The sequence below is a fragment of the Burkholderia cepacia GG4 genome (assembly GCF_000292915.1).
In the GTDB taxonomy this organism is placed as follows: domain Bacteria; phylum Pseudomonadota; class Gammaproteobacteria; order Burkholderiales; family Burkholderiaceae; genus Burkholderia; species Burkholderia cepacia_D.
Window position 1 is genome coordinate 1,722,630 of sequence record NC_018514.1, and the last position, 19,014, is coordinate 1,741,643.

A 19,014-nucleotide genomic window follows, 5' to 3' on the forward strand; every position below is an offset into this window, starting at 1 on the left:
CGCAGGTACAGAGCATGCAACAACAAACAACATAACCTTCTGAACGCGATGCGGAGTCCTAAGTTCGCTTCCGTTCGTTGGCGTCAAAGCAGGCGCAATGCATTCTGACGCACTAGAGCGTCCGGCCTGCATCAACGCCCAATCGAACATATTCGGCTAGTCAACCGCTCCTGGGCTGCTGGCGTGCCGCGGCAACAAAAGCTGGAGATACGTGTGGACACCATTTCGATCCCCGCCGATTCCAAACCGGAATCAGTTAATAAGCTCAAGCGTGAATTGAAAGCAACCGAAGCAAAGAAATGCGCGGTGGCGCTCGCGCTGGTTGCGCCGCTTGCGATTTTCCTGCTGATGATCTTCGTCGTACCGATAGGCTCGCTCCTCATGCGTGCGGTACGTAATCCGGAGATTGTGACCTTTCTGCCACATACCGTGACGGCATTGAGTCACTGGGACCGCAAGTCGATACCTGGTGACGCTGCGTATGCCGCCCTTGCAACTGACCTGACCGCAATCGCTGACGGTGATGGGATGGGTGCGGTCGGACGCCGTCTCAACCTGGAAATCCCGGGGTTTCGGTCATTGATCGCGAAAACCGTCCGCGCCATGCCGATGCAGGATGACGCCGGGAACGCCCTACCCCCCCCGCTGGTCAGGGCAAAAATTCTAGAGCTGGACGAACGATGGAGCGAGATGAGGTACTGGCAAGCGATTGCGAAAAACAGCAGCGCATATTCACCGTTCTATCTGCTCGCTGCACTCGATCACAAGCAGGACCCGTTCGGCCACATCGTTCCGACAGATCCCGATCAGCAGATCTATCTCGCAGTATTCAGCCGCACCCTGGCGATCGGCTTCGCGGTAACAGCGTTCGCGCTGTTGCTCGGCTATCCGGTGGCGTACTGGATTTCGACGCTGAATGAACGTCGCGCCAACTTCGTGATGATCTTTGTCCTGATCCCGTTCTGGACATCCATTCTCGTGCGAGTCGCCTCGTGGATTGTCATCCTGCAAAGCGAAGGGCTGGTTAATAAGGCACTAATGGGGATCGGACTGACACACGCTCCACTAACCATGTTGTTCAATCGAGTCGGCATATATATCTCTATGACGCATATCTTGCTGCCATTCATGATACTGCCACTCTATAGTGTGATGAAGTCAATCCCCCCCACTTACCAGCGGGCAGCGGTGTCCCTCGGTTCACATCCGTTCGCGGCTTTTTGGCGTGTGTATGTACCACAAACCTATCCGGGAATAGGCGCAGGTGTACTACTCGTGTTTATTCTCGCAATTGGCTATTACATAACGCCTGCTCTGCTTGGCGGCCCGGACGACCAGATGGTTAGCTACTACGTCGCGTACTTCACAAATATCACGATCAATTGGGGAATGGCATGCGCACTCGGCGGAATGTTGCTTGGAGCAACGCTTCTGCTGTACCTCGTCTACGGACGCTTAACGCGTTCGCAGGTAGGTCTTGGTTAAGGAGCACTACAATGCAATTGGAGAAACCGATGTTTTTCGCACCACATACGTCACTGATACAGCGCATGTGGTACTTCACGTTACGCGGAATATGTGTACTGACGCTGCTGTATCTGATCTTGCCTGTCCTTGCGATCGTGCCTCTATCGTTTTCCTCAAGCACGTTTCTCGTCTATCCCATACCGGGCTGGTCGCTTCGCTGGTATCAAAACTTGGTCGCGTCTGACGAGTGGCGCATGGCTGCGAAAAACAGCTTTCTGGTCGCGCCATCGGCAACGGTGCTGGCGACGATACTGGGCACACTAGCTGCCATTGGCATGAACAAGGCCGCCTTCAAAGGCAAATCGCTGCTGATGGCGATCCTGATTTCGCCAATGATCGTACCCGTCGTAGTAGTGGGTGTCGGCATGTATTTGTTTTTTGCGCCGTTGGGACTTGCGAATACCTACGTTGGGCTGATCATGGCGCATGCCTCCCTGGGCGTACCATTTGTCGTGACAACGGTCGGGGCGACGCTGCAAGGCTTCAATCAAAACCTCGTGCGCGCAAGTCTGTCACTTGGCGCTAATCCTGTGGAGACCTTCTTCAGGGTTACGCTGCCCGCGATCGCGCCAGGTGTGATATCGGGAGCCTTGTTCGCGTTCGCAACGTCATTCGATGAGGTGGTTGTCACTCTGTTTCTGGCTGGTGCCGATCAAGCGACACTGCCGCGTCAGATGTTCACTGGTATTCGCGAAAACATCAGCCCCACAATCGCGGCACTAGCAACTATCCTGATCGTTTTTTCCACCGGCCTACTACTCGCACTGGAATGGTTGCGTGGAAGAATTGCTCAGCGTCAATCGATATCGTGACTATCTCGATTCGAGCAGTCCAGCTTGCAAATAGAATATTTTAAATGATGCCGCATACTGTTGACGATATCAACAAAATATTATCTCCTTTGCAAAAACAGGACGGTACGATCTCAAAGATCTAGAGCGACATTCACTTCTACAAACTATCAAATCCTTTTAGTAGAAAGCAAACAATAGACTCTTATTCGGACAGAATGATCCGTTTAGATCCATATCCAAACTTAAGGGTTTCGCCACCATTGACATTCACGTGATGAACCACTTCGCTGGAATTCCATTCGCATTTGTATAGCAAATACATACCATTCTACCAATTACACAAGGAGTCAAATCATGAAAAACAAAGCGATCCTCATTTTGACCGGCTCAATCTTCCTCTCGAACGCAATGGCGAACGAGTTGACGGTCGTTTCTTATGGTGGCCCAAGCAAAATTGCCCAGGCAGACGCTTACTACACGCCATTCGAAAATGCGACTGGCAACCGTGTTAATGCCACCGAGTGGAATGGAGAGATGGGGAAAATCAAGGCTATGGTCGACACCAGGAGCGTTACATGGGACGTTGTGCAGGTCGAAGCACCGTCGTTGCGCCGAGGTTGCGAAGAAGGATTGTTCGAAAAACTCGATAAAAATATTGTCGAACGGTCTGCCGACTTTGTTCCTGGCACGGTTTCTCCATGCGGCGTCGGCATCCTTGTATGGGCCATGACGATGGCTTATAACGCCGATAAAGTGAAGACTGCGCCGTCCAGTTGGCAGGACTTTTGGGATGTCAAGAAGTATCCCGGCAAGCGAGGTATGGTGAAGAGTGCCGAGTACAACCTCGAAATCGCACTAATGGCCGACGGCGTTCCGACGAAGGACGTCTACAAGGTTCTATCGACCAAGGACGGCGTCGACCGTGCGTTCAAGAAGCTTGATCAACTTAAATCACACATCCAGTGGTGGGAAGCGGGTGCGCAACCACCGCAATACCTCGCCGCAGGGGACGTAGTGATGAGCACGACGTGGAGCGGTCGTATCCCCGCCGCCCGGCAGGAAGGCGTCAATCTAAAGAACGTTTGGACCGGCAACATTTACGGCATCGATTCCTGGGCTATCCCGAAAGGCAGCAAGAACAAAAAGATCGCCGAGCAGTTCATCAGATTTACCGAACAACCTGAACAACAGAAGATTTACTCCAGTCGACTTTTTTACGGTCCGACGAACATCAAAACGAATGCGATGCTCGCCCCCAAGGTAGTTGCAGAGATGAGCTCCTCCCCGCAGAACCTTCAAACCGCTCTTGCGCTTGATGCAAAGTTCTGGGTGGAGAACGGTGAAGACCTTGAACAGCGCTTCCGGGCATGGGCTACCAAGTAAGGTCGGACTCCAGAACCACCCACATGCACGGTGCTGACCAGTGTTTTCCAGCACCGTCCGCTGGGCACATCAGAGTGCGTTAAACCCGTGATCGTTGAAATCGAATAGACGCAAAGGAGCCAGGCCTCTCATTAACCAAATCATTGAATTCGACAGCCTATTATTATATAACGTCACCAAATTAGTTTACCGACACTCAAATAAAGAAAAACAACCATGTACGAATCAGCAGCACTCTGATCCAAGCATCTGTCATTCCAACGGCTGGAAGTAGAATTTGATTAGACACTTCGTTACTACGCCCACCTACCCAATGAACAGAAAAAAATGTTTTTAAGGCAGCCGGACCCCCGAATCACGCTTCAGTTTTTACATTGTTGCAATTCGATCCGACTAGCAGCGGTCAGATTTTTCCTAAATTGAACAATCATATTGGAATCTAATATGTCTGAATTGTCAGTAACTGACGCATTGCTTGCGGCACTCGGCGATGATATAGTGCAATTGCCCTGCGAGTTTGGCAATCGGCAATTGAAAGACTGGAGCGGGCTTCCGGGCTCGGTTCCGACCGCACTAATTCGACCACGCACGACCGCGGATGTAGCCACTGCATTGCGCGTGTGTCATTCGCTCGGTCAGCCCATTGTGACCCAAGGGGGGATGACGGGGCTCGTTGGCGGAGCAAATGGACTCAGTGACGAAGTAGCATTGAGCTTGGAGCGAATGAACCGCATTCTGGAAGTGGATCGCACGTCGTCGACCATCACGGTCGAGGCAGGTGTGCCTCTGCAGGTGGTGCAAGAGGCGGCACTCGACGCAGGGCTCTATTTTCCACTCGATCTCGGCGCTCGTGGTAGCTGCACTATCGGCGGCAATCTAGCGACCAACGCCGGCGGTAACCGCGTGATCAAGTACGGCATGATGCGCGATCAAGTACTCGGGATCGAAGCCGTGCTCGCCAATGGCGAAGTAGTCAGTGCGATGCACAAAATGATCAAGAATAATAGCGGCTATGATTTGCGGCATCTACTTATCGGCAGCGAAGGCACGCTAGGTATCATTACGCGGACTGTACTACGTTTGCGCCCTCGGCCCATGGCGGTGGCTACCGCATGGTGCGCATTACCCGACTACGATGCCGTCACGACTCTGCTCGCTCGCTCGCAAAAAGAACTGTCGGACGCTGTAACGGCTTTCGAAGTGATGTGGGCTTGTTATTTCGATGCCGTTCAGATTTTTCTCCCCCAATTGCGTGCACCACTAAATGGACGACATCCTTATTACGTTTTACTTGAAAGCGTAGGCAATGACCCTGAACAACATACGGGCACGTTCGAGACATTTCTTGGAAAACTGCTCGAAGAGGGAATCGTGAGCGATGCAGCGCTAGCGCGATCGGAATCGGATGCATCTGCATTCTGGACAATCCGCGATGCACCTGGCGAATATATGAAATTTATTCCCAACCATAGCGGGTACGATGTGAGTTTCCCTATTGTTGACGCTGGACGCGTAGCTGAGCGTTGTGAGCAAAGGTTGCGTGAGCAATGGCCAGATGCCCTCATCATAATCTACGGTCACTTGGGTGATGGCAACCTGCATATCGAGGTGGATATTCCCGGTTCTGACGGGCGATTGCACGATGAAATTGACCACGTCATCTACGACGTGACGCGCGAATTTCACGGTTCAGTATCTGCAGAACACGGTATCGGTGTGAAGAAGAAGGCCTTCCTAGGTCATACTCGCAGCGATGCCGAGATCACCGCAATGCGCAAGATCAAGGCGGCACTGGATCCGCGTGAAATCCTCAACCCGGGGAAGGTCATCTGACAATTCACGTGGGGCAGCCACTGTCATGCGTCCAGACCGCTCAGCATGAGCGTGGTGATCGTCGCCAGCCTGGCTGCCACCTCTGTTTCGTTTGGCCTTCTGCGGTCGCGCCTTGCAATCTCGACCGCGAGCCACTATGAACCGCCCCGAGTTTTGTGGAGGCTCCAACTCTTGAGAGTGATTCATCGGACGTGCCCGACCCCGAAGGATGAAGCGGCCACCGCGCCGAGCTAGTATTGCGAGGCAGCGGTGGTCGAGGTCGGCCCATTGTCTGGTGCACTGAGCCCGTTTGAGAGTTGGACCCGCAGCCCTGCGAGCACCCCAAATTGTGACCTGGGGCAGTCTGTCGCCCTGCTGGATCACGCTTACCAGAATCCGATAACGAGGGCTGCCGCCGCTGCCATTCTCCATCGTGCAGGAGGGCAACATGCAGGTACTTTATCCACGCTGCGCCGGGCTGGACGTGCACAAGGACACTATCGTGGCATGCGTACGTTGCGTGTCTGCGCCTGAGCACCACGAGGTCCAAAGCTTTTCCAGCACCACGACCGGTTTGCTGGCGCTATCTGACTGGTTGGCAAGCCATCTCTGCACCCATGTAGCAATGGAAGCCACTGGCGTGTATTGGAAACCCGTCTGGCACGTACTCGAGGATTCCTTCGAGTTGGTGCTTGGTAATGCCGCACACATCCGGAACGTGCCTGGCCGCAAAACGGATGTCAACGATGCGATGTGGATCGCGGACCTGCTCGCACACGGGTTGATCCGCTCTAGCTTTGTGCCACCTGCCGCGATTCAGGAGTTGCGCGATCTGACACGCACGCGTAAGCAGCTGGCCCGCGAAATCGCCCAGCATTGTCTGCGCATTCAGAAGGTGCTTGAGGACGCCAACCTCAAACTCGGCAGCGTACTGTCCGACGTGCTTGGCGACAGCGGGCGGGCTATGCTCAAGGCCATCGTCGCGGGCGAGGATGACCCGGTGCGATTGGCCTCGCTGGCTCAGGGCCACGCCCGCAGAAAGACCAGTGAACTGCGCGAAGCGCTGAGCGGCCGTGTCACCGCCCATCACCGCGCCATGCTCGGACTGCATCTGCAAGTCATCGACGCACTTGAGCGCGCGCTGGCAGACTTGGATGCCGCAGTGGGGCTGGCGTTGACGCCGATCCGGCAGCACGTCCAACTGCTCAGGACCATTCCTGGGGTTGGGGATTTGACTGCTCGGGTCTTGGTAGCCGAGATCGGCGTCGACATGACGCGCTTCCCCAATCCCGCCCATTTGATATCGTGGGCCGGCTTGTGCCCACGTAATGACGAAAGCGCGGGCAAACGCCGTAGCACTCGTGTCCGCAAGAGCGGTACGTGGTTAAAGACTGCACTGGTCACGGCTGCATGGGCAGCAGTTCGCACAAAAAACACCTATCTGCACGCCCAGTTCTTGCGAATCAAAGCGCGGCGCGGTGCTAAAAAAGCGATCGTCGCTGTTGCGGCGTCCATGCTCACTGCCGCGTGGCACATGCTTCGCAACGGCGTGGAATACAAGGACCTCGGCTCTGATTACTTCAATCGACACGACATGCAGGGGACTGTTAAACGGCTGCTCAAAAGACTGACGGATCTCGGGTATCCCGTTCAACCCGCGTCTCCATCGTAAGGGCTTCTTACCGGAATGGAGCCATGAACAAGAAGCCAAGCAAGTTTTCCCCGGAAGTCCGAGAGCGCGCAGTGCGCCTGGTACGCCTGCTGAAGCTGAGGCAAACTACTACAGGCAACTCAGAAATGCCGCTGACGTGTCCGCATTAACTTAAACCAACCAGCCTCCACGATTCCCGGTGCGGTTCACCGCGAGTCGTCCTGCCGCGATCGCAGAACTGGTGTTCACCGACCTTTGATCGTCATAAACAGCATGATGAGCGCCGAGAGCGCGCTACAGCAAACAAGGAAGTAAAGACCGTAAGCATACGACCCGGTTATATGGATGACGAACCCGATCGCCAGTGGCACCAAAGCCGAAAATCCGTTTGCCAGCCCGTTCATCACACCGGACCCGACACCGATTGCGTTGCTCGGCACAATGTCTTGCAGCATGGTCCAGACTGGCGGAAAGGCAAATCCGAGCGCCCCGATACCCAACGAGAGCAGGATCGTGGAGATCACTGGATTACTCAACGTGGCGCCGAACAATACTCCGAAACTGACGACGAGCATTGACACAAAGATCAAGGACGCACGCTGTCCCGTTCGGTCACAGGCGCCCCGAACGATGACGAGGCCCATGCTGGAACGACGCTCACGAGACCATGCCTTGCGTCTTGTGCGACAAATGTGCATGCGAGGCCCGGTCTATCAACGCCTCGTGGTCGCCGGCCTCAAAATAAACGTCGACTGCTGCGTGGAGCTTTCCCCGACGAAAGTCTGGAACCTCACCCCCTTCTTCATCCGGCTCCGGTGAGTTGCCAACGATTGGGGACACCTGGGAAGCTTTTCCAGACTCGGTCGATTCCTTAGTGCTATTAACAAGTCTTCAGGAATCGAAACGAGTGAAGCCATGCAATCGAACGCTCGACTGGCCAACGCTCAGTCCGCCATCGGTTCACCCAGGTACACCACGCGCGTCGGCATCCAGTCGGGATTGAGCTGCAGCGCCCCCTGCGGGAACAGCACGACCACGGTCGAGCCTAGCAGGAAGCGCCCCATCTCCTCGCCCTGCATCAGGATGATATTCCTGTTCCGATAATTCCAGTGACGCACGCTGGGGCTGCGCGGCGGGTTGACTACGCCGTGCCAGGCCGTCATGATGCTCCCGACGATGACGGCGCCCACTAGCACCAGAGCGAACGGGCCGTGCGGCGAATCGAAGTGGCACACCACACGCTCGTTGCGAGCGAACAGCGCATCGACGCCGCGCGCGGTGGCCGGGTTCACCGAGTACAACTCGCCTGGCACATAGCTCATTGAGATCAGGCGGCCATCGCACGGCATATGGATGCGGTGGTAGTCGCCCGGGCTGAGATAGAGGGTGGCAAATAGGCCGTCATCGAATTGACGTGCCAGTTCCTCATCACCAGCCAGCAACGCGCTACTGCTGAAGGATTTGCCCTTTGCCTGGAAGATCTGGTCGCGCTCGATGCGACCGGACTGGCTGATCGCGCCGTCCACTGGACAAACGACTCGCGCTTTCGCCAGAGGACGCACGCCGGGCAGCAACGCACGGGTGAAAAAGTCGTTGAACGTGGCATAGGCGCCGGGTTCCCTCTGCACGGCTTCCGTCAGGTCGACATTGTAGTGGGCGATGAAGCGGCGTATTGCCCACTGTGTCAAGGCACCGGCGCGCCGTTGCGCGAGAAAGCCCAGCACGCGTGTGATGAGACGCTTGGGCAGCAGATGCTGCAATTGGACGAATAGGCGCTCGGACACAAGTGGCTTAGAACATAAAGCATGGTTGATTCGACAGGTCGCCGCGCTGGATGCCCCGAGACGGGGAAATTGCAAAATACCCTCGCGCACCGGGTGAAAAGTTGACAGCACCGCGAGGGGCGTCAGGTGGCTTTCAGCACCGTCCGCTGATCCTTGCTTGGCGAGCCGCGATTTTCCAATTCTGAGATCAATCGGTCGGCGACGTTGGCTGACCATGCAGCTATGGTCAGACTGGGAGCCCCCCCGGGGGACATCGGAAGCGCGGCGGCATCGGCGACGTACAATCCGGGATTATCGAATACCTCTCCATTGGCACCTACCACGCCGTCCGCGTTGGAGGTGCCCAGGCAGGCACCTCCAATGGGATGTACCGTGACGGGATTCCGAGGCGCGTAAACTTTTGTCTTGGTGATCGTCTGGATGTCCTTCAGTTCATCATTAATCTGACCATAGATGACGTTGTCTTTTGACCTGTATTTAATCTTGAATCTGCCACGTTTAATTTCCATGGTTCCGTTATTATTGTCGCCGCCAAAAGCGATAATGACGGATTGCCTCCGTAGCCAACGCTTGACAAAGGAAGGTGCCGGTACACCATCCAGGCCTTGAATGCTCGCGCGCAGGACAATGACGCGCTCATTCTTCGAGTCCTTGAGCCTGAACGGTGAGGCAATAGGCATGCCTTTTGAAAGGTCTGATTTGCTATTCTCCTTCCAGACTCCGAAGAAATCGCCATTCCCCCCGAATTCGAAGCCGAGCCTTGGCATCCCTGCCAAGCCCTTTTCGACGTCGCGGCTCTTGAGCAGCAGCCGAACGGTGCCCAAGCCGCCCGCGGCCAGAATGACACGCTCCGCTCGGACACATTCTTCTTTCCCGCTTCGATGATCGCGGTAGCGGACCTCATAGCGCATTTCGCCATGACCTTGTTGCGCCAATCGGCGTATTGACAAGGCCTCGCACATATCCCTGACGACCAGGCCCCGTTGCATGGCCGGCCGGATAAACGAGAAATCCAGAGTGGTCTTTGCGCCTGAAGGAGAGCCCAAGAAGCTATTGTTCTTCATGTCACATTCCCACCGCTCGATTCCATTCCTATCCACGACCTTGGAAGGAAATCCTGGTTTTTTTGGAAGCAGCATGGCGACCGGTGGGTTGCCCAGGCACGTGAGCAGGCCGTTATAATTTGCCTCCTCGATCCGGTTGGGCGCTTGGTCTTGTGGTGTGAGTGCGCGAGCACCAAGGGCTTCAAGGATCTCGTTGTAATAGCGCTCCATGCCGGCCTGCGAGATTTCCGGGTGATGGTTATCCCAGTAGTTTGGAGCCAGCGGTTTATCAAGGAATCCTGCGTAAACATGGCTGCCACCGCCCACATTGGACGAGCAAACAACGCTGATGCCATCGCCGAAATAAGCTTCGATGAGCCCTTTCTTATTCAGAACCATATCGCGTTTGAATAAATGGGAACTAACGGATCGTATGCCATGGGTGAAGGCTTTGGCGCCCTGCGGCAGAGACACCAGATTCTTAATGCCCATCGACCGGTTGGGAACGGTGTCTCTCCAGGGGCCGCGCTCAAGCATGAGGACATCGCGACCTGCTTCGGCAATTCGTTTTGCGGCGACAGACCCACCAAAGCCACTTCCGATTACCAAAATTTCAACTTCATTATTCATGGTGATATTTATTAATCTGACTCTGAATACGCGTACGGCATGCCGCTTCGATGGCGTTTCGTCGCTCAGCACGTCGATATTGGCGTACGCTACGGCACGGGAAGCTGGCCTGGGCTGACGGCGGTCAAGCTGATGGGCGCGAAGATGCACCCAGTATGCTCGCCCAAGCTGCTGCACAAGCAGGGACGCTTGCAAAAACCGAACGGCCAAGCGCGCGAGACGTTGATCCACGGCCTCTCGATGGACAGCCATACGGACTTTCCCACTTGGGATATATGGCCGCAAAAGTCGGGGGTTACGGGAGTCGCAACGAATCGCGGCATGAGAATCAACAATTCTGCTGCAGTCTTGCAGGCAGCCATTCAGGGCCATGGCATCGCGCTCGCTCGCAGTGTGATCGCGAGCGACGACCTGGCGACCGGACGGCTCGTCCGGTTGTTCCCGAAGATAACGTTCGCTTCGCCGTTGGCCTATTACGTCGTGTATCGGGCCGATTGCTCTGGCATGCCGAAACTCGTCGCCTTTCGCGATTGGCTGCTCAACGAGGCTACCGCGTCGGCAAGGAAACGCCCTCACTGACGACACAAGCTTCGGTCGCTGGCTAGTTCCGCCCGTCCTGGCTGCCGGCTTGGTCCCCAGTCATCCAGCCCCAGCGGGAGAAAATTGCTGCGCCCGCTTTGGAGCGAAGGAAATCAACGAACTGCTGCGCAGCGGGATTCTCCTTCCCGCGCTTGGTCACAGCCACACCAGAATCGCGATAGATCGCGTAACGTTGTTCGATCGGCACCGTCTCAGCAAGAGACGGATTCGACACCTGCCAGATGTTCCAGATGAGCCACGCATCGATGTCGGGCTGCGCGGTCCAAGTTTGCCGAGCAATCGCACTATTACCCGCATAACTCACGATATTGCGGCGCATCGCTGCGACCGAACGGACGTCGCCAAGCCGGCCCGCCACGTCTTCCCATACACCGTTCTGTCCGGCGCCATTAACGACCAGAATCTTCATACCCGGCTTGAGCAAGTCCGCGATGCCATGAATATTGCGAGGGTTGCCGGGGCGAACGAGGATCGCCATTGGACGAAGGTATAAAGGCACCGGCGCTTGAGGCGTTAGCTGGTCGCCCATCGCAACAACGAAGTCGGACATCATCGTCTCCGAGCCGCTGAAGATCAGGTCGGCATCGGCGCGTGCGTGCTCGATCCACGTCGGCGTCGGTCCAGCCGTGACGTCAACGTGCGTACCCGTCTGCTTCTCGAATGCCGCGGCAGCCTCCTTCATCGCCGGCGCCGGGCCGCCAGGCCCATAGGCATGCAACACGGATTGCGGAAATGCGTGTCCTGGCGACATCGATAATGTCAACACAGCGGCAATTCGCATGATGGCTTTCATGGTTTCCCTCGAACACGAACTATGCACAAAAACTCCTGAGATAGCGCACTGGCATACTAGAAATTGAATCGATTTTCATCTTTCTATCGAAAATTAGATATTCGTTTATATAATCGCAAGAAAACCTTCCCTACTGTGCACTCACCATGTTTTCTTAAACTCGCTGCGTTTCACCGCAATGGTCTTCTTTGCTCATCTTTGAGCCTATACGTCGCGACATTGCAGCGATTCCAACAGTCTATCTGCAACGTTGGCGGACCATGCAGCTATCGACAAACTTGGCGGCGCCCCGGGAGATTCCGGGAGAGCAGAGGCATCTGCGACATATAGCCCAGGGTTATCAAAAATCTCACCGTTCGCACCAATCACACCATCCAAATTCGATGTGCCCAAACAAGCACCTCCGATCGGTTGAACCGTTATCGGAGTGCCAGGCGCATATACCGTTGTATTCGTTGCCGCTTCTATATTTTTTACTTCATCTGCAATTTCTTGATAAACACTGTTTTCACTTTTCCTGTATCGTACCTCGAATTTTCCGCGTCGCAGCGACATCGATCCATTGCTACCATCGCCACCGAAGGCAACCATACAGGAGTTCTTGCACAACCACTTCCTTATCAGCTTTGGAATCGGTACGGCATCCAATCCCTGTATGCTGGCGCGAAGCATCAGAGCTGATTTACTTTTCGAGTCTTTCGCCCTGAAGGGCCCACATAGCGGCGTACCGGCAGAAAGATCTCTCTCACTGTTTTCTTTCCAAAATCCGAAAAATCCCCCGTTCGTACCAAACCGGAAACCTAGCCTAGGCATTCCATCCAATCCGCGCTCTACATCACGGCTTTTCAACAGTAAGCGAACTGTATTCAAGGCTCCAGCAGCCAGGACTACGTGTTCCGCGAACACGTGCTCATCCCGTCCGCTTCGATGGTCGCGATATCGAACTTCGTATCGCATCTTGCCGGCGCCATCCCTTCTCAGCTTATGAATTGACTTTACTTCACACAAGTCACGAACCGATAGTCCATGCCCTATGGCAGGCCAAAGGACGGCGAAATCCAGGGTCGTTTTTGCGCCGGACGGAGATCCCAGAAAACTATTATTCCGCATGTCGGATTCCCATCGCTCGACCCCGTTCCGATCGACCACTTTTCGAGCCTCTCCCGGCCTTTCAGGCAATAGGATGCCAACGGGTGAATTTCTCAGGCCCGCATTCGATAGTTCACCATCGTAGTTCGTTTGATCAAAACTGTTTGGCACCATGTCATGAGGCGACACGGGCCGCGCAGCAAGAAATCCCAGAATTTCGTCGTAGTACTTATCCATGCCCTCCTGAGAAATTTCCGGATGGCGATTGCTCCAGTATCCAGGATTGAAAGGCTTGCCCAGCACAGCGGCATAGATGTGGCTACCACCACCAACATTCGAAGAGCAAATAACGTTTATACCATCACCAACGTACACCTCCACAAATCCTCTTTTATTAAAAACGAATTCTCTTTCAATAAAACGAGATCTGACGGATCGTAACCCATGGGTAAACGCCTTTACCCCTTGCGGGAGCGGTGATAAATCCTCGATACCGGTCGACCGAATGGGAACGGTATTCCTCCATGGCCCACGCTCGAGCATTAAAACATTTCGTCCTGCCTCCGCAAATCGCTTTGCGGAAATAGAACCTCCAAAGCCACTTCCTATTACCAATATTTCCACTTCGTTTTCCATAGCCACGCTTAATTCCCCCGATTGTCGAAGTACGCTCGAACCAGCCTCTGACGTCGACCCACGATCATCATCAGCAGCAGCCGGTTCACGGAAAGCTCGAGCTCTAACGAGCGAGCGGTCGCCGCTTCTCAGACAGCGTCTTTCGCGGGTTAGTGTTGGCGGCGCGATCTCGCACGAATGCTTTGGACGTGAGCGACTCGATGATCGGGCAGTCCGGCGTATCGTCGCCATTGCAGCAGTGCATCGAGCAGTTCGCTGACCCTGTCCAGCGAGAAGCCGAGGTCTCGGCATTGCCCGATAAACCGCAGTCTGCCCACGTCCTTGTCGCCGTGTCGCCGGTAGCCGTTGTCCGTGCGGCTCGCCGGCGGCAACAGTCCGAGGCCTTCGTAGTGCCGGATCATTTTCGCCGAGACGCCGGAGGCGGTGGCCGCTTCGCCGATATTCATAGGTTTGATTCTCAAGTAGATATGACGTCGCCCCCCGGCGCGGGACGCCTCGCATCAGCGTGATCCCCGCCGCCTCCATCGCGCCGTCGGCGCCGGCCGACATCGACGAGCCAACGTCAGCCGCCACGAGAGACGGCGCATCGTTCAGTCCGTCACCGACCATCGCGAATCGAAGGGAAAGAAAAACTATCCGACTTTCCCGAGATTCGATGGGCCTGCTGCCGACCATAGCTCACAGATACGGCCGGACTTAGTCATTGATTACATTCTTCGGTGATTCTCGTCGTGCGGCAAACGAGATAAAGTATCGAAAATCTAAAGAAAATCTTTACTGCTACGAGATCTTCGGTTCGAGACTGCTTCGCCGATGTTCGCGATCAGGCTCCTTGGATCGGGCTAACGCCGGTCGCCGGGCCTGCGCCGAAGCATCAGTGCATTGGTGACCACGCTCACGCTGCTGAAGGCCATGGCAGCACCGGCGATGACCGGGGTCAGCGTGCCCAGGGCCGCCAGTGGAATGCCCAGCACGTTGTAAGCAAACGCCCAGAACAGGCCTTGTTTGATTTTCGAGTAGGCGCTACGCGAAACGTCGAACGAATCCGCCACCAGGCGCGGGTCGCCGCGCATCAGCGTGATGCCCGCCGCCTCCATCGCGACGTCAGTGCCCGTCGACATCGACAAGCCAACGTCCGCTGCCACGAGAGACGGTGCGTCGTTCAGTCCGTCACCGACCATCGCCACGATATGGCCTTGCTTGCGCAGTTCCCGGACGACGGCAGCCTTGTCACCTGGCAACAATTCCGCACGGACTTCATCAATGCCAAGCTCACGCGCCGCGGCATTCGCGAAATCACTGATGAGCATCCGGCTGAGATTCCAAAATGCTGAACAAGCTATCGCGGGATGGACTACTCAGCGCATCTGGCCACGGTCTGACCTGCCCCCTCCGTAATCGAGTGACAAATCGGCGGCACATTGGCCCTTTACGATCGACATCGCTCCGGCTTTCGCACAACGGCAGCAAGCACGAAATCGCACTTGAGCGTAAGTCGAGGCACTTTATATGTGCCCAACTACCTCATGCCTTTTCAATCGACCAGCACGGCTACCGATCTCGGGCGACGCTCGCATCCTCTCCGCGTCCACGAATGTACGCTTGCGGGCTGCAACCCATTTCGACTCGAAACGCGTACACGAATGCGGACGTCGAACCGTATCCCAGTTCCATTGCTGTCCGCGTCACGCCGAGCCCGCCCCCGAGCAGTTCGATCGCTCTAAACAACCGCAGGCGCCGCCGCCATGATCGCAAGCTCATGCCAGTTTCGTGAACGAAATGCCGAGCGAGGGTCCGTGCCGACATCCCGAACATTCGCCCCCACTCCTCCGGACCGCGCGGGTCCGCCGGATCCGCGTAAAGCGCCTCGCACAATGCTGAAACGGTACCCGCCTTCGGCCAAGGGAGCGCAGCGGAAAGAGTACGCGCGCGACGCAACTGGTCGAGAATCAATCGAGTGACACGTTCGGCATACCCGTCGTGATCTTCCGCGTCGACTATCTCGACCGCCTCGACGATCAGTGCCTTCAGTAACGGCGAAACGGCAAACACGGTCGGTGTCCCACACGGCAGGCCGTCGCCAATATCGTCTGCAATCCACAGACTGCGGAACTCCGCGCCCAATAGCGATCCGACCCGATGCCGGACGCCCGTCGGCAGCCATACTGCTTGCTCAGGAGAAATGACGAACGACCCTCCTTCGGCGATTACCGTCAACGCTCCGGACACTGCGTAAACGACCTGATTCCAGTGATGAGAATGTTCGGGGAAGCTATGCCGGGCAGGAATGGATTGCGCGCGAACCGCCAGTGGCCCGGGCGGCGCCAGGCCCGGTGGTGTCTCGATCGTATCCCATGTCATGGCAATCCTCCGGTTGGCATTTATTCTATACAGATTGGCCGCTCATCGAAATACCGACATCACAAAAATTGGTTTAATAGACAGGTTACAGTCCCCGACACCGGATGGGCCGCAATCGACCGACTGCACCGATCGCCCACGATTCCCATTGGAGTAAACCTGTTCTATGGCCTGCCTCGACCGCTACAGCCTTCCCCTTTCGACGACTTCCGATCTCGCGGCCGAGCGCTACCGTACCGGCGTCGATCTCCTTCTATCATTGTGGCCAGGTGTCGCCGAAACGCTCGACGACGCGATTGCCGCCGATCCGGACTTTGCGCTCGCCTATGCCGCGCGTGCGCGTTTCCACGCGATCCGCGCCCAGGTCACCGAGGCTCGGGACAAGATCGCGAAGGCGACGGAACTCGTTGCCCGCAACGGCACCGAGCGGGAGCGCAGCCACGTCAATGTCCTTTCGCTCGCGATCAACGGACAGTCCGCCAGGGCCTTGACGGCCGCGCTGGCACACGCCGACCAATGGCCGCGCGACATCCTGATCCTGTCGCTCCCGCTTGGCGCTTTCGGCCTCTTTGCGTTTTCCGGAATGGCGGACCACGATCAGGCACGCGTCGATCTTTGCGAGCGCCACGCCCGACACTTCGATTCCGACGACTGGTGGTTCAATACCTACCGTGGCTGGGCGCATGGCGAAAATGGCGACGTCAAGCTGGGCCGCACATTGACCGAACGTGCGCTCGAACTGCGCCGACACAACGTCAACGCCGTGCATGCCGTCTCGCACGTTTTGTATGAAGCTGGCGCCAGCGACGATGCAGAAGCGGTGATCAGCGGCTGGCTGCCGGAATATGACCGAAGCGGCGTTCTCCATAACCATATCGCATGGCACGGGGCACTTCTTGCGCTGGAGCGCGGCGACACCGATCGCGCACTCGCCATCTACAACGAGAACATTGCGCCCGCGGTTGCGACCGGCGTGCCCATCAACGTCGTCAGCGACACCTCGTCGTTCCTGTGGCGCATGCAGGCATACGGCCACGCCGTGCCGACGCAAATGTGGGACGACGCGGCCCAATACGCGTCCGCCTACTTCAAGCAAGCCGGCTTCCCGTTTGCCGACGTCCACATGGCGATGATCGCCGCGGCAACCGGAGACAAGGCCGCACTCGATCAGCGCGCGGACGCCCTCGCCAACATGGTCGAAACGGGCAGCCTGGCGGCCGGCCCTGTCGTCCCGGCGATCTGTCGCGCAGCGCTTGCCTTTGCCGAGGAAAACTACGCGCGTTGCGCCGAGATCCTCGAGCCGGTCGCGCATGACGTGGTCCGTATCGGCGGCAGCGGCGCACAACGAGAAATCGTGGAAGACACGCTGCTCGTGTCCCTCATGCGAAGCGGCGACGTGACCAAGGCGCGCGCGATTCTCGACAAACGCTTGCACCGTCGCCCGTCGCTGCGCGACACGAACTGGCTTGGCCAGGTCGCAGGCGCTTGAGTCGGCCGGGGAGATCGCTGGCCGTTGGCTGCCGCCCGCGACCTGCCCGAGACTCGCAACCGGGTACGCAAAACCCGGCATGCAGGAGCAGTCAGTATGCATCGCCGGTAAAGAGGTTCCCCCTCGCCGGTTCTCAGGCGTCTTATGGAAAGTGAAATGAATTCGGCCATTGCCGTGAAGAAGAGCGGGTTGCAGCGGTTGCTCACCAACGGCCTCGGACCCGTCGCCACCGTGTCGATTGCGCAATTGTTCGGCACCGCCCTGTGGTTCAGTGCCAACAGCACGGCGGGTGACTTGATGCGCATCTGGCACGCCAGCGCGTCCGACATCGGCTGGCTGACGAACGCCGTCCAGCTCGGATTCATACTCGGCACACTCGTCATCTCGTTGAGCGGCGGTGCCGACCGATTCCGCGCGAGCAGTATCTTCGTCTGCAGCGCGATCGCGGGAGCGCTGTTCAACGTGTGCTTCGCATGGCTGTCGACGGGCCTGGTGAGCGGGGCCCTGTTCCGGTTCGGTGTCGGCATCTGTCTTGCGGGGATATACCCGATGGGCATGAAGCTGATCGTCGGTTGGGCGCCCGACCGGACCGGCCAGGCACTCGCCCAGCTCGTGGCGATGCTCACCCTCGGTACGGCGCTACCCCATGCGATGCGCGTGCTGGGCGCCGGCTTCCCATGGCAGTCGATCATCACGGCCTCGTCGGTTCTCGCGCTCATCGGCGCCTGCATGATCGGCGCGCTGGGAGACGGTCCGCATGCCGTGAGCAAACGCCGGTCGTCGACGACACCGGATTCGATGGCGCGGACACCGTCCGTCCTCGGCGCATTCCGGATGCGTCCTTTTCGAGCTGCAACGCTCGGATACTTTGGCCATATGTGGGAGCTCTATACGTTCTGGACGACCGTGCCCTTGCTCGTCGCCCACACGTCGCTTACCGCACGCGCACCCGGGCTTGGTGTTTCCGGTATCTCGTTTTGCATTATCGGCGCCGGCGCGGCAGGCTCGCTAATTGGCGGGAAATTGTCACGGCATGTTGGCAGCGCGAGGGTAGCCATCGGAGCACTGACCATCTCGGGTCTCTGTGCACTGACTTTTGCGCTCGGTTGGCGCCACCTCCCTACAGGCGCAATCGCGATCCTCCTGATTGTCTGGGGAGCCTCAGTCGTTGCAGACTCACCGCAGTTCTCGGCCCTGGCCGCCAAGGCCTGTCCGCCGGACCTGGTCGGCAGTGCACTGGCCATCCAGAACTCCATCGGGTTTGCCATCACGGTCATCTCGATCGCCGCGACCACAGCCCTGTTCGAGCACATCGGGCTCGACGCGATGTGGCTCCTGATTCCCGGACCGGTGCTCGGCCTGGCGGGTTTTTACCTGACCTGTCGAAACGCCGCGTCGCCACACTGACGGGAAACCCCATCC

Annotated in this window: 15 protein-coding genes and 1 pseudogene; 8 read left to right on the plus strand and 8 right to left on the minus strand. The window is 57.0% G+C overall.

The genetic code is table 11. The features are described 5' to 3' along the window. The first annotated feature begins 222 nt into the window (after nt 1-222). The 5 genes from GEM_RS23385 to GEM_RS23405 all read left to right on the plus strand — a co-directional run bounded on the left by GEM_RS23385 (nt 223) and on the right by GEM_RS23405 (nt 7,188). Nucleotides 223-1,485 carry an ABC transporter permease gene (locus GEM_RS23385; RefSeq protein WP_420358934.1) on the plus strand — a complete coding sequence of 421 codons (1,263 nt, stop codon included), beginning with the start codon at nt 223-225 and terminating at the stop codon, nt 1,483-1,485. 11 nt (nt 1,486-1,496) lie between these two features. Further along, a complete protein-coding gene (locus tag GEM_RS23390; RefSeq protein WP_014899882.1) occupies nt 1,497-2,339 on the plus strand; it encodes an ABC transporter permease in 843 nt (280 codons plus the stop codon). A 336-nt stretch (nt 2,340-2,675) separates the two neighbouring features. Continuing rightward, on the plus strand, nt 2,676-3,704 hold the full coding sequence (locus tag GEM_RS23395) for an ABC transporter substrate-binding protein (RefSeq protein ID WP_014899883.1): 1,029 nt from the start codon (nt 2,676-2,678) through the stop codon (nt 3,702-3,704). A 444-nt stretch (nt 3,705-4,148) separates the two neighbouring features. Then, entirely contained in the window at nt 4,149-5,537 is a 1,389-nt protein-coding gene (locus GEM_RS23400; RefSeq protein WP_014899884.1) for an FAD-binding oxidoreductase, read from the plus strand. 427 nt (nt 5,538-5,964) lie between these two features. Continuing rightward, nucleotides 5,965-7,188, plus strand: coding sequence for an IS110 family transposase (locus GEM_RS23405; RefSeq protein ID WP_014899885.1), 1,224 nt, complete (start codon nt 5,965-5,967; stop codon nt 7,186-7,188). A 224-nt stretch (nt 7,189-7,412) separates the two neighbouring features. On the opposite strand, the gene GEM_RS23410 is transcribed toward GEM_RS23405, so the two are convergent. From GEM_RS23410 to GEM_RS23420, 3 genes are all read right to left on the minus strand, one after another. After that, nucleotides 7,413-7,811 (minus strand): MFS transporter, encoded by a 399-nt coding sequence (locus GEM_RS23410; protein ID WP_051138017.1) that lies wholly within the window; start codon nt 7,809-7,811, stop codon nt 7,413-7,415. A gap of 300 nt (nt 7,812-8,111) precedes the next feature. After that, complete coding sequence (gene asd / locus GEM_RS23415; protein WP_041490805.1) at nt 8,112-8,951, minus strand: archaetidylserine decarboxylase; 840 nt, start codon at nt 8,949-8,951, stop codon at nt 8,112-8,114. Between the two features lie 122 nt (nt 8,952-9,073). Beyond that, a complete protein-coding gene (locus GEM_RS23420) occupies nt 9,074-10,624 on the minus strand; it encodes a GMC oxidoreductase (RefSeq protein WP_039319846.1) in 1,551 nt (516 codons plus the stop codon). Between the two features lie 39 nt (nt 10,625-10,663). Here GEM_RS23420 and GEM_RS23425 point away from each other — a divergent pair, with 39 nt between their 5' ends. Then, entirely contained in the window at nt 10,664-11,203 is a 540-nt protein-coding gene (locus tag GEM_RS23425) for a LysR substrate-binding domain-containing protein (RefSeq protein WP_014899890.1), read from the plus strand. A 22-nt stretch (nt 11,204-11,225) separates the two neighbouring features. Here the strand turns inward: GEM_RS23425 and GEM_RS23430 are convergent, their stop codons facing one another. The 5 genes and pseudogenes from GEM_RS23430 to GEM_RS23445 all read right to left on the minus strand — a co-directional run bounded on the left by GEM_RS23430 (nt 11,226) and on the right by GEM_RS23445 (nt 16,103). Then, complete coding sequence (locus tag GEM_RS23430; protein ID WP_014899891.1) at nt 11,226-12,017, minus strand: substrate-binding domain-containing protein; 792 nt, start codon at nt 12,015-12,017, stop codon at nt 11,226-11,228. A 204-nt stretch (nt 12,018-12,221) separates the two neighbouring features. After that, nucleotides 12,222-13,742, minus strand: a complete 1,521-nt coding sequence (locus GEM_RS30475; protein WP_080599467.1) for a GMC oxidoreductase — start codon at nt 13,740-13,742, stop codon at nt 12,222-12,224. Nucleotides 13,743-13,891: 149 nt separating this feature from the next. Beyond that, entirely contained in the window at nt 13,892-14,188 is a 297-nt protein-coding gene (locus GEM_RS30480; RefSeq protein WP_235362694.1) for a MerR family transcriptional regulator, read from the minus strand. A 396-nt stretch (nt 14,189-14,584) separates the two neighbouring features. Then, nucleotides 14,585-15,034 (minus strand): annotated as a pseudogene (locus GEM_RS23440) (HAD-IC family P-type ATPase); the annotation flags it as partial. A gap of 259 nt (nt 15,035-15,293) precedes the next feature. Then, complete coding sequence (locus tag GEM_RS23445) at nt 15,294-16,103, minus strand: AraC family transcriptional regulator (RefSeq protein ID WP_014899894.1); 810 nt, start codon at nt 16,101-16,103, stop codon at nt 15,294-15,296. Nucleotides 16,104-16,269: 166 nt separating this feature from the next. Between GEM_RS23445 and GEM_RS23450 the strand changes: the two genes are divergently transcribed. Together GEM_RS23450 and GEM_RS23455 are read left to right on the plus strand one after the other, a co-directional pair. After that, nucleotides 16,270-17,592 carry a tetratricopeptide repeat protein gene (locus tag GEM_RS23450; protein ID WP_014899895.1) on the plus strand — a complete coding sequence of 441 codons (1,323 nt, stop codon included), beginning with the start codon at nt 16,270-16,272 and terminating at the stop codon, nt 17,590-17,592. Between the two features lie 156 nt (nt 17,593-17,748). Next, nucleotides 17,749-18,999: an MFS transporter gene (locus GEM_RS23455; protein ID WP_041490996.1), complete on the plus strand. Its 1,251-nt coding sequence runs from the start codon at nt 17,749-17,751 to the stop codon at nt 18,997-18,999. The last annotated feature ends 15 nt before the right edge of the window (nt 19,000-19,014 follow it).

Excerpts from the sequence above, each read along its gene's own strand:
- GEM_RS23390 (WP_014899882.1), top strand. The coding sequence starts at position 1,497 with ATGCAATTGGAGAAACCGATGTTTTTCGCACCACATACGTCACTGATA.
- GEM_RS23395 (WP_014899883.1), top strand. The coding sequence starts at position 2,676 with ATGAAAAACAAAGCGATCCTCATTTTGACCGGCTCAATCTTCCTCTCG.
- GEM_RS23400 (WP_014899884.1), top strand. The coding sequence starts at position 4,149 with ATGTCTGAATTGTCAGTAACTGACGCATTGCTTGCGGCACTCGGCGAT.
- GEM_RS23405 (WP_014899885.1), top strand. The coding sequence starts at position 5,965 with ATGCAGGTACTTTATCCACGCTGCGCCGGGCTGGACGTGCACAAGGAC.
- GEM_RS23410 (WP_051138017.1), bottom strand. The coding sequence starts at position 7,811 with ATGGGCCTCGTCATCGTTCGGGGCGCCTGTGACCGAACGGGACAGCGT.
- GEM_RS23420 (WP_039319846.1), bottom strand. The coding sequence starts at position 10,624 with ATGAATAATGAAGTTGAAATTTTGGTAATCGGAAGTGGCTTTGGTGGG.
- GEM_RS23425 (WP_014899890.1), top strand. The coding sequence starts at position 10,664 with ATGCCGCTTCGATGGCGTTTCGTCGCTCAGCACGTCGATATTGGCGTA.
- GEM_RS23430 (WP_014899891.1), bottom strand. The coding sequence starts at position 12,017 with ATGAAAGCCATCATGCGAATTGCCGCTGTGTTGACATTATCGATGTCG.
- GEM_RS30475 (WP_080599467.1), bottom strand. The coding sequence starts at position 13,742 with ATGGAAAACGAAGTGGAAATATTGGTAATAGGAAGTGGCTTTGGAGGT.
- GEM_RS30480 (WP_235362694.1), bottom strand. The coding sequence starts at position 14,188 with ATGAATATCGGCGAAGCGGCCACCGCCTCCGGCGTCTCGGCGAAAATG.
- GEM_RS23445 (WP_014899894.1), bottom strand. The coding sequence starts at position 16,103 with ATGACATGGGATACGATCGAGACACCACCGGGCCTGGCGCCGCCCGGG.
- GEM_RS23450 (WP_014899895.1), top strand. The coding sequence starts at position 16,270 with ATGGCCTGCCTCGACCGCTACAGCCTTCCCCTTTCGACGACTTCCGAT.
- GEM_RS23455 (WP_041490996.1), top strand. The coding sequence starts at position 17,749 with ATGAATTCGGCCATTGCCGTGAAGAAGAGCGGGTTGCAGCGGTTGCTC.